Annotated in this window: 6 protein-coding genes; 2 read left to right on the top strand and 4 right to left on the bottom strand. The window is 40.3% G+C overall.

The features are described 5' to 3' along the window. Positions 1 to 6 precede the first annotated feature (6 nt). Positions 7 to 1,275 (bottom strand): glycosyltransferase, encoded by a 1,269-nt coding sequence (locus tag ACESQI_RS13820; protein WP_002559515.1) that lies wholly within the window; start codon positions 1,273 to 1,275, stop codon positions 7 to 9. Positions 1,276 to 1,289: 14 nt separating this feature from the next. Next, a complete protein-coding gene (locus tag ACESQI_RS13815) occupies positions 1,290 to 3,230 on the bottom strand; it encodes a glycogen debranching enzyme N-terminal domain-containing protein (protein WP_007484308.1) in 1,941 nt (646 codons plus the stop codon). Between the two features lie 170 nt (positions 3,231 to 3,400). Here ACESQI_RS13815 and ACESQI_RS13810 point away from each other — a divergent pair, with 170 nt between their 5' ends. Next, entirely contained in the window at positions 3,401 to 4,036 is a 636-nt protein-coding gene (locus tag ACESQI_RS13810; protein ID WP_256142417.1) for a rhomboid family intramembrane serine protease, read from the top strand. A gap of 82 nt (positions 4,037 to 4,118) precedes the next feature. On the opposite strand, the gene ACESQI_RS13805 is transcribed toward ACESQI_RS13810, so the two are convergent. Continuing rightward, on the bottom strand, positions 4,119 to 8,405 hold the full coding sequence (locus tag ACESQI_RS13805; protein ID WP_373126358.1) for a two-component regulator propeller domain-containing protein: 4,287 nt from the start codon (positions 8,403 to 8,405) through the stop codon (positions 4,119 to 4,121). A 98-nt stretch (positions 8,406 to 8,503) separates the two neighbouring features. Here ACESQI_RS13805 and ACESQI_RS13800 point away from each other — a divergent pair, with 98 nt between their 5' ends. Then, complete coding sequence (locus ACESQI_RS13800; RefSeq protein ID WP_155896537.1) at positions 8,504 to 8,668, top strand: hypothetical protein; 165 nt, start codon at positions 8,504 to 8,506, stop codon at positions 8,666 to 8,668. Positions 8,669 to 8,731: 63 nt separating this feature from the next. Here the strand turns inward: ACESQI_RS13800 and ACESQI_RS13795 are convergent, their stop codons facing one another. Continuing rightward, positions 8,732 to 12,448: a pectinesterase family protein gene (locus tag ACESQI_RS13795; RefSeq protein ID WP_373126356.1), complete on the bottom strand. Its 3,717-nt coding sequence runs from the start codon at positions 12,446 to 12,448 to the stop codon at positions 8,732 to 8,734.

Below are 12,448 nucleotides of genomic sequence, written 5' to 3'. Positions count from 1 at the left end.
ATTTTATTATTTATAATTCTTAATTACCTCTTCGTAAATGCCACGAACCTTATATCCGACATTTTCCCATTTGATTTGATCTACTTCTTTTTTGCCCTCATCACGCAGATATTCATACAATGCAGGATAAGTACAAATGGAATAAACCGCATCTGCCATGGCATGAATATCCCAGTAATCTGTCTTGATACAATTTTCCAGTATCTCGGCACAACCGGACTGTTTGGAAATGATAGTTGGCACACTACACTGCATAGCTTCCAATGGTGAAATTCCAAAAGGTTCAGAGACAGAAGGCATGATATATACATCACTGGCTTTCAATACTTCATAAACCTGCTTTCCCTTCATAAATCCAGGGAAGTGGAAACGGTCGGCAATACCACGCTCGGCAGCCAAACGAATCATCTGATTCATCATATCACCACTACCAGCCATCACAAAACGCACATTTTTAGTACGCTGTAACACCATGGCAGCAGCTTCCACAAAATACTCCGGACCTTTCTGCATAGTGATACGTCCCAGGAAAGTAACGACCTTCTCTTTGGGATTCTTTTTCGGAACAATATCCTGTATCTCCTGCGATAAAGGCGAAACTGCATTGTGTACGGTAGATACCTTCTTCGGATCCTGGAAATACTTATGAATGACTGTCTGACGAGTCAACTCACTCACACACATAATATGATCGGCATGATCCATACCATTTTTCTCAATGGCATATACTGTCGGATTCACATTTCCACGGCTACGGTCAAAATCAGTGGCATGTACATGGATCACCAATGGTTTGCCCGACACCTGCTTAGCATGTAAACCTGCCGGATACGTCAACCAGTCGTGCGAATGGATTATATCAAACTCCTGTTGACGGGCTACTACACCAGCCACTATGGAGTAGTTATTAATCTCCTCATGCAGATTATCCGGATAACGGCCAGAAAACTCAATACATCCTAAATCATTGGTATTCAAATAATTGAAATCAGCATAGATATGATCACGCAAATCAAAGTAGAGTTGTGGATCCATATAAGAACCAACACGGCCTTTGACATAATCCCAATCAACATTTCTCCATACTATCGGCGTACTGTTCATACCGATAATTTTCAAAAAGCTCTGATCTTCATCTCCCCACGGCTTAGGGATACAGAAGGTTATTTCCATGTCTTCTTGTAAAGACATCCCCTTCGTCAGACCATAACTGGCAGTTCCTAAACCGCCCAAAATATGCGGGGGGAACTCCCATCCAAACATTAAAACTTTCATCTTCGTCCCTCCTCTTATAAATTATACTTTGACAATAACTTCAAAATACGCAGAATTTCGGCTACGTTCATCGCAAACGATACTGCTCCACGACCTTTAAAAGGTGGGTTACCATCGAATAACTCAGGCAATGACCCAATACAATGGCTGGTCATTTCGGCTTCAAAACCAATCAACTGGCGTTCTACAAACGAAATACCGCTCATCTTATAAATCCGCAGATAGGCCTCCATATAAAATCCCATCAGCCATGGCCAGGCTGTTCCCTGGTGATAAGCATAATCACGCTGAAGTTGGGAACCAACATAGTTCGGATTATAACCACCACTCTTGGGGCTCAATGTACGAAGCCCTTTCGGGGTAAGTAATTCTTTCGTCACAATGTCCAACACTTGCTTTTTCTGCATACGATCAAGAGGAGAATAGTCAAAGGCTACAGTAAATATCATATTGGGACGTACACTCCAGTCCATCATATTTCCGTCTACATAATCAAGCAGATAACCATATTCATTACGGAATACTTCCACAAATGATGCACCGGTTATTGCAGCCTGTCCATCCAGTGAATCGGCCAGCACCACATTCCCTCCTTCGCGCACCAGATCGGCAACAAAGCGAAGTGCATTATACCACAGTGCATTTATTTCTACAATATATCCCGTACGAGGTACCACCGGGTGTCCATTTACCGTAGAGTTCATCCAGGTAATGGCTTTATCCGAACCATTTGCATAAAGCAATCCGTTTTCGTGAAGGAAAAGATTATCATGTTTCCGCTGACGGATAAATTCCATGATAGCTTCCAACAGAGAACCGTATTTCATACGGCATTGCTCACGCGAAGTTTCCTTAGCATACTGTTGCAATGCCCATACAGCCCACAGCAAGATGTCTGGATCATCCATTTCATAAATCTTGCATTCTATCGGTTCATCATTTATATAATTACGGATTGCTTTTTCAGCAGTCTGCATTACATCTTCAAATTCATCTACTTCATCCACAGCCAGTGTCAAACCGGGCAATGAGACAAACATATCCCTTGCACGACACTTAAACCATGGATATCCGGCCAGAATATAATGGTTATCTTCTTGTTTATTATGAAACTGATGCGCTGAGTTTTTCAGGCAGTGATAGAAACTGTCACGAGGTGTACGATCTTCGGCTTCTGCCTCGAAAATCTGTTTCAAACGACGGGGAGACACTTCTGATATTCCAGCAGAGAAAACGATACTTTCGCCCTTCTTTATATCTACTTCAAAATAACCCGGCACGTAGAGATCTTCATTAAAATCATAGCCCCGTTCCTGTTCCTTTGGATATTCAATGCCTCGATACCAATTCGGATCAAAATGAAACTCATTCTTCTTATTCAATTGCATAAACAACTCCGGATACCCCGGATACATACAGGTTTTTATGCCATTCTCTACCAACTGATACTCACGGCTCGCTTGTGTATTTTCATGTGTATACTCTCTCACACTTCTGAAAGCCAGAAACGGGCGAAAACGCAGAGTGGTTGCCGAATGGGCATCCAGTAGAGTATAACGAATCAGGATCCTGTTTTCATGATGTACAAAAATTTTCTCCTTTCGAAGGATGACTCCCCCAACACGGTAAGTTGTAGCCGGAATATGCTCACAATCAAATTCGCGGATATATTTATGTCCGTTAGGACTATAATTATTACCCTGATATTTGTGCAATCCCAAGTTAAACTCTGCGCCGTGTTGAATTACCGTTTCATCAAGAGAAGATAGCAGCACATGGTTCTCATCGTCCAGGTTGGGGACAGGGATCACCAACAAACCGTGATATTTGCGTGTGTTACAATCCACAATCGTTGTACAATGATAAGCTCCCGAACGGTTTGTCCGAAGAATCTCTCTCGGTAAAGATTCCTCAAGATTGACCATAAGAGTCTTGTCAAAATGTAAATAACTCATAGTTGTGCATTATTTAAAGGTTAATTATATTTCTGTTATCATAACATATATAATAGTATGATTTCCAAAAATACGAATTATAGGTAAAAACAAAAATAAAAACGGTTTTTATTTTCCATTTTCCTTAAAATATTCGTAGCATTGCGAAGAATTAACGAAAAAGAAGAGAAATGAAACAGGATTTACGAAAAATCATTCTGTCCATGATGCTCCCCTTGTTCCTAATTTTTATCCTCTACATTATAAAAATATTAGAGGTTGGCATGGACTGGGACTTCACACGGTTAGGAGTATATCCTATGGAGAAGAGAGGATTGTTTGGCATTTTCGCACATCCATTGATACACAGTAACTTTCCTCATCTCTTAGCCAACACGCTTCCACTTTTTTTTCTGTCCTGGTGTTTATTTTACTTTTACCGTGGCATCGCTCCCTATATATTCTTTATAATCTGGGTGGGTTGCGGGGCCATCACATACCTCATCGGAAAACCCGGATGGCACATCGGAGCAAGTGGTATTATTTATGGGCTGGCATTTTTTCTCTTCTTTAGTGGATTACTGAGAAAGTATATACCTTTAATTGCAATTTCACTATTGGTGACTTTTCTATATGGTGGGCTGGTATGGCAAATGATTCCCTACTTCACACCTGCCGACACTTCATGGGAAGGGCATCTGAGTGGAGCGATAATGGGAACACTTTGCGCATTTGCTTTCGTAGGTTATGGGCCACAACGCCCGGAACCATTTGAAGAAGAAGAAAATGAAAACGACGATGAAGAAGAGATGAAAATTGAAAGTTGAAAACTTATTTAGTTGAAAATTGAAAATTACTATGCAGCGTGATAGCGCAGCTAATTTTCAATTTTCAACTTTCAATTTTCAACTAAATTAAGGCTTTCCGCCTCTTATATTCATTCGGGGTACACTGCATCTGTTCTTTGAACACACGACTAAAATACTGAGGTGAAGAGAATCCACTTTGATAAGCAACCTCTGATAAACTGTATGAACTGGTATCTAATAACTCCAAAGCACGCTTTAAACGCATTTCTTTAACCAAATCAATGGGAGAAGCTCCTGTAAAGGTTTTGATCTTCCTATAGAATACAGCACGGCTCATATTCATCGTTTCTGCCAGATCATCAATTTTAAAATCGGGATTTTGCAAATTCTCATCAACAAACCGAATAACTTCCCGGATGAATGTACTATTAAAAGCAGGTACTGTTTCCAATATTTGTTCGAGTGGCACATCAGGCTGCTTATTGGCTGTTTTTCCTAAATTTTTCAACGGTTGCCGGAGATAATAAGCCGATAAAGAACTGCGCTGTTTTATCAATGATTCAATCCGTGCCTTCAAATAAGCCGAATTGAAAGGCTTGGCGATGTAATCGTCCGCACCATACTCCAACCCTTTTACACGATCGTCAACGGATGCTTTTGCAGAAAGTAAAATCACGGGAATATGACTTGTATCGCGGTTTGTTTTTACTGCTTCTAAAAACTCAATCCCATCCATTTCGGGCATCATCACATCACTGACAACCAAATCCGGTAGTTCTTTCCATATAATTTCCAAGCCTTGTTTGCCATTGCCAGCCTCCAACACCCTGTAACGATCTCTCAAAATAGTAGTCAGAAAACGACGAAGTTCATCATTATCCTCTATAATTAATATACTTCTCTCCTTCTCTTCCCCATTAGACGAAGGTACTTCCGGCTGATAGTCAAACTGTATTTCATCATTCAGAATAAACTCGGCCTCCGGGTCACTGGCATAGGCCTCATATGTACAAGGCAAAGTTATAGTAAAAGCTGTTCCCTGTTCAGGTATACTTTCAACTTGTACGGTACCATGCAGTAAATCTGTAAATTCCTTCACCAGTGAAAGCCCTATACCGGAGGATCGATTCGGATCGGCCTTACCAAAAGTAGCAAAACGTTCAAACAAGTTATCAATCTTCCGAAGATCCATCCCCTTACCTTCATCGCGAACACAAATAGAGAAACTACCGGACTGCATACAGATTGTCATAGTAATAGACTTGCCATTGGCTGTATACTTAAAAGCATTGGATAATAAATTAAAAAGTATCTTTTCCAACTTATCCATATCCGTATAACAACGCATCTCCTGCATTTCATGAATCAGGTTGAAATGAATAGAACGTTCGTGAGACAACTGCATAAAATTCTCACAGACCTGCCTGCATAAAGCAATCACATCTCCTTGCCCGATACTTAGTTTCATCTTTCGTCCTTGTATCTTTCTGAAATCCAGAATCTGATTAACGAGCCTCAGCATACGGTTCACATTCCTCCTGACCACCTGCATGTTCTCCGTTCCACTTTCCTGTATTTGTCCCCGTTCTACAATTTCCTCAACTGAGCCGGAAATCAATGTTAACGGAGTACGAAGTTCATGCGAGATATCTGTAAAAAAGCGTAGTTTCAAGTCAGTCAGTTGTTCTTCAAAATCTACTTTTCGCTTCAGATTAGTAATATAGATTATAATACCGGACACTGTCAAAATAAGTATTATAACAATAAACACATAAACTATCCACGCCCAGATTGTCTCGGTAAAACGAGGCTGGATATGTATATGAAGAGGAGTGATATTATCATGCCATACTCCATCGCCATTGGTAGACTTTACTTCCAGTACAAAGTCACCGGCAGGTAGGTTTGCAAAACCGATGGAATGATTTTCTCCGATGTACCCCCACTGGTCATTGATACCCTTCAAACGATAGGCATACTGAAGTGACTCTGAATTTGTATAATCCAGTGCCGAAAAAGTGACCGTCACATTACGCTCCTTCTTACTCAACACCAGAGAATCTGCCACAAGAATAGAAGTATAGGCAGTACCGTCGCTATTTTGAATATTTACTCCGGTATAGACTATTCTGGGAACAAAATGGCTCTTCTTCAAATCGTATAATCGAAGTCGTAAAACACCTTGGTTCGTACCGATATACATCGCTCCACGCCGGTCAATAGCCGGATGTGCCTCACTTATCTGCAGATCCGTATGCAGATTAGCACTATCATACGTTTCAAACTCTCCCCGCTCCGGACAATATTTACCAATATAGTTCTCAAAACATATCCAGATATTCCCATCTTTGTCTTCCAGCATGGCTTGTGGCAAATCGGACGGAAGCCCATTCTTTTTATTAAGATAGCTGAAATGAATTCTCGTACTCAACAACGAATCCGTATTTGCCAAACAAATTCCTCCACTATAGGCCGCGATATATAACTTACCATCCCGACTTTCCAACACGTCCATAATATCATTATTACTTAGGCCGCCAGTACAGTCATTGTGGTAAAATACAATATCCTCCGGTTTCTGAAAATCATCCGAAAAGCTCAGCAAACCTTCTGTTGTACCGGCAAGCATAACGCCTTCCCGTGTACAATGCAAACTACGTACTTTATGACACAGTCCATCGGGATATCCTTTCAACAGATTTCCCGGATGAATAAAACGGGAATTATCCGAAAATCCGGTGAACAGATTAATTCCTCCTCCTAATGTCCCGATCCATATACGGTTTCGAGTATCCTGGCAAATCGTATAAATTGCATCATTACTGAGGCTATAAGGATTTCGTGCATCATGCCGGAAATTCTGAAGAGTAAAAGCTCCCTCTTTTTCTGTCGCTACTACAATTCCATGATTACGGGTTCCTAACCAGATACGATGTTCGGCATCCTCAAAGAATGTATAAACCTTTTTACCGAACGATACATTCTTATCTTTCTGCAATCTACCTCCGGAATCCATATTTCCTATATAAGTACCCTGTTCATCATATACCTCTACCCGATTCTCTTTGGAAGCAATCCACAGACGTTTTTTTGAATCGATAAATACACCTCGCACTTCCTGTCCTCCGGTAGCAGCAAGATAATCATAATTACGATTTGTAAAATAAATCTTATCAAAGCCATACCTACGGCTTACCCACAGATTCTTATGAGAGTCTCTTAAAAAAGCTCTGCCTTCCGTCCGATAGGGTTCCTTTTGCCCGGTTGTGTAACGGTAAGCTGGTTCCAATCGGTTACTCCCGGAATTATAAGTATAAAAACTCCCGTCACGGGTCATCAACCAGATTCCTCCGAATTCATCTTCATGTATATGCCGAAATGTATCCTCATTTGACAAGTTCTCCCGAAAAATGATCATTTTCCTATCAGTAAATGAATAACATAACACTCTTTGTCCATCCAACATCCAAACCCAATCCTGTTTAGAATGATAGGCTCCTGTTATATGCAAAAACTCGGAAGTTGCCTGCTTGTATAATTGTTCAAAGTTCTTTTTCCGGGTATCATAAACAATAATTTTTTCCTGATCCGGAATCAACAGCCTGCCTGTTTTTATAGTCACGAGTCCACTGACTTCCTTCATGGAAAAAGGATTAGAAATACTCTGAATACCAGCCTGTGGTGTAAATTCGTATAGCTCCCCTTCCTGAGTGATAAAAAAAGTATTCTTATCCACTTCCTTTATATACCTCAATTCTACCTTCGTACGTATTTCCGGATGACCATAAACAAAAGTTCCCCGGTCGGTTAATATCCACTCATATCCATTCTTATCCTTATGCACAGAATATATTCTCTTTCCGTGCTCCGTACAGGAATGACAAGGCAGGTGTACAATTCCATCTTTTTCTCCCAATCTGTCTTCATCAAGCCTGAACAAATCTCCGGCTTGATTACTGAACCAAAGTAAACCATCCGCTTGCTTATATAATCGCGCTACCCGGCCATAATCAGCAAGATGTGAATATCCGGAAAAGACATTCAGGAAAGTTTCAGTCTGAGTATTAAACAAATAAAGCAAATTATTATAAGTAACACACCATATATTCCCTTTTTTGGCCTCTGCAATCTGTTGAATACGATTGTATTCCAGGCGGGGATCATCTGTAGGATAAGATTTATAATTCTGAAATGTATAACCGTCAAACTTTTCTAATCCGTTCCAGGTAGACATCCAGATGTATCCTTTATCATCCTGTAAAAAATCTGTCACAGTATTCTGGGATAATCCATCTTTAGCCGAATAATAACGTACATGCATCAAGCTCTGGGCAGAAAGCATAAACGGATAAATAAAAGATATAAGTATAAGAAGCAATCTAAACATAACGAATCTTTGAGATAGACAAAGATAACGTATTTCCTGTAATAATGATAAAATTATTGTTGGATAAGTACTTATAATTCGTGATAGAGTTATACTATATGAAGAAAAACAAAGAGGGTAAAACTGTTTGTTTTGCCACCCTATTGGCAATACTTTGCCATCCCATTGGCAACACTTTGCCATTCTGTTGGCAACACCTTGCCAATAGGATGGCAGTACAAAGAAATACAGAGCTTAATCTAAAAAGTATGGCTACAGTATAAAGAGAGAGGAAACATCTTTTTCAATGCCTCCTCTCTCTCCCTCAAGAAGACCTATACCATTCATCAGTAAACCAACACCTTGGATACCGAATTATTTGCCTTCAAAATATATTGCCCTGCCGGAACAGAGAGTGATACATTGCGATGAACTTCCAGACTTTGTACCAAAGTACCGTTTATACCGTATATCTTGATATCTGTTGCTGTTTCAATACCACGTACAGAAATGGTGCCCTTCCCCCCTATTACACTAATATTGTTTTCCAAAGTAGTATTTTCAACACCAGTACCAATACTTCCTACTATAAATTCATCTGAAGCCTCACTCAATGCACCGTATTCATTAACAGACTGAACAGTAACTACATCATTCAAATTTGCCTCATAGTGGGTTTCAGTAGTAAATCCGGCTACTTTACCATTAATATTTATTACATAGCAGATAGCATATTCATCAGCAGTCCAACCGAATATAGCAGTTCCTTCTATCCCACTAATAACAGGTTTGGCAGTTTGTTCTACCATTGGTAGTGGATTCCATACGCCGGTAGTAGCATCACTTCCGTCACCACTCAGCACATTTTCTAATGTATACGAAGCAGCTTCTTCATCCGTAAGGAAGTTTTTTGCTTTACCACGAATCGTCTCACCATTGCTTTCGTACCAATAGTCTTCGATAGATGTTTCGCTCATTTTATATCCGTTCTTGTCCCATATATTGTACACAGCCCAAAGAGCAGGCACAGCACCCATTGTAGGATACCAATAACCATCATACGGTTTCACACGGCATTCCGTATCGATAAATACAGTTTTTGGCTCATTGTGCCAGGGACGTCCGAAATATACCTGTGTTTTATCTTCCTTACCATCGGGAGCAGTAATCTTTGTATTTTTGAATACATATCCCCAACGCGTACTTACTTGTGTAATATTACCCTGATTGTCCTTAAGATCAGTATAATGCGACGGAGCAACAATGTAACCTCCCGATTCACGTACAATATTCAGCGTACAATTATCAAAGTAGACATCGCCTCCTCCATAAATAAAATCGACTGCACCTTCAATCATAGTATTACGGAAATAGTTACGGTCATAATAGTGAGGTTGATTATTACCCGTATTTGTATTTCCTGTTTTCGGACTCAGGTATGTATCCTGATAAGAACGGATACGGCAGTTGTTGAAAGCTACACGATCTGCTTCCACATACAGGGACAATGCTTGCGGACCACGTGTTTCATTCCCTTCATATTTAGTCCACCACTCATTATCAATCGTCAGATTCTCCGCATAAAAGTCATTTGACTTAATTACCAGTGTGGCACCTTCTGCCACATTATACCAAGGTTGACTCTTGTCAGCAGCATTACTTCCTGCAATACGGTCTTGTGCGATCGTTACTTTATTTACATCTTCACCAATGAGATGCACAAACGGACGATCTACCACTATAATACGGCTGTCTTCCGAAGCAGATAGTTTGCCACTCTGATCTTCCCAGGTATATTTCCCGGTAGAGAATGTCCGGTTATTCAAATCATTATAATATCCGGCTTTTATAAAAATAAGCCAGGGTTTGTTATTAGTCACGGGCACAGCATCAATAGCTTCCTGAATCGTTTTATATTGACCTATTGCAGTAGAGGTTGGCATAACACTAACTTCCAGACTTTGATCTACTATCGCATTAAAAAGACGGGCTTCCGGTTTAATACGCTCCATCACAGTGAAACTACTGCTGACAGCTGGTGCTTTATTGCCGGAACGATCAGTCACATACCCTTCCGGAAGTGCCAAAGTATATGTGCTCGCATAAGCCAAATTTACATAGCGGAAAGAGACAGAAGAACTTCCATATTCCGGTTCAAGTGTAATCGTTTTACCGTTTCCAGTCAATGTAGCCTCTCCTGTACCAGCCTGGATACGTTCACTATAAGAAATCGTAATCTTACCACTGGCTGACACACCAGTAGCTTTATCTGCCGGAGCAATAGCTTTGATAGCAGGTGCCTCATGATCTTCCTCAACAACCGGAGTACCAAATACATAAATATTACCCAAACCGGTTTCACTATGGTCGGTATAATTCAAACCACTTTCCGAATCGACTTTATCGAAGTTATATTCACCATTGTTATCATTAAGAACCTCATCACCTGTACCAGTAAAACGAATGTATACCATTTCTTTATCGGCAACTTCCTCACCCGGCAATTCAAAATCAACACTTGTAGCCAGTCCGTTGACCAATTTATAAATCAACTCTTCGTTATTATTCATAACAGGTTTATAAATAGTACCATCTGTAGAATAAAGCACCTTCCAGTTTACAGTTGCGGCATTCTTTGCAACCAAAGCTGCAGTGAAACGAACGGTTGTAAAGTTCCTGGTCGAAAACTGAATCTGCATTGCCACATCCGTACTGCGATATCCGTTCATATACAAACCATTGACCGAACTTATGACAGCTCCCTTGCGCATACGTACTACCGGAGTACCACTCGAATTACCGTTCAATGAACTTCCATCATTCACTTTCACAACAGAAGCAGTAGCATTACGTTCTAAGTCCCAGGTATAATCGGCAGCAAACGGATAATTCCCTTTGTTTGCCCAAATCTCTGCTTTATCGGAATTATAAGCGGCAATGAAATCCTGAATCTCATAATTTGCAATAAGTTCCGTATTTTGTTTTACCGTCACACTGCGCTCGGTTGTTGTAACACTGGAATTTTCAAAATCATCTTCCCAGTTCAAAAATCGTGCAATTGGAAGTTCGTTTGCTGTAGCAGTTACTATCACGCCTTCTTCATACTTCCCTTCAGTTGGTTCCGGGTTCAATGTAACAGAACCAATCTGCATTTCCAGATCGTTGATGCAACGGGTAGAAAATGTATAAGTGTTCACTTCCCGGAAAACAGCCTTCAATGAAGTATTACTTTTTACTACAAATGAATATGGATTTTCCGCCGACACTTCTTTGCCACTATTATCCACCCAATTAATAAAATGAAAACCAAACTTTGGAAAAGCTGTCACAGTTACTTTCGTATCTTCATCCATCAAACTGCCTGCCGGCATCTGATTAACAGTGCCTGCACTCTCCGGTTCCATACTTGTTGCTACATTATATTGCGGAACTTCTACAGCTGTACCATTTACTGTACCTGTAACCATCACATTACTGAAACCTATCTCTTTATTGTTTGCCAGGCTATATACACTGATAATCAATGATAGTTCTTCATCAGTTGCCGACATACTACCTAAATCATATGTACATTCAGTGGCATTTACAGAGGTTCCGGAACGATTCGGCTTGATAGTACCTGCCACCGTTTTTTTAGTCCCATCGGCGTACTTCAAATAAACATCCACCATACCACCTCCTGTGCCAAATACACCCATTTTGAAAGAAATCTGTCCCGGTTGAAAAATCAATCCTTTAGCTGGTTTTATAGAGTAAATCAGATCATACCCATCTGTTGCTCCACTCATTTGAGCGCTTGGCTTATAAGTATTCATACTCAGATTTTCGTCAAGCCCTTTATACTCCTGTTGTTTGGAGAAGTTCATCTCTCCACCCAAAACAAAAGCAGTTGTACTAAAAGCATGTTCATTACTGACAACAGCCTGTGATGGTTCATTGACTCCACCGGACATTCCCCATGTCGCTGTAACTTTTTCGTTGTCAAAAGTTTGAGCTATAACCAATTGTGTAGCAAGCCCCAATATTCCAGCCAGACAGCCTTTTAATAAAAAATTCCTATTCAT

The sequence above is a fragment of the Bacteroides sp. HPS0048 genome, from assembly GCF_964240755.1.
Lineage (GTDB): Bacteria > Bacteroidota > Bacteroidia > Bacteroidales > Bacteroidaceae > Bacteroides > Bacteroides nordii.
This window is presented reverse-complemented; position numbering and strand designations above follow the sequence as displayed.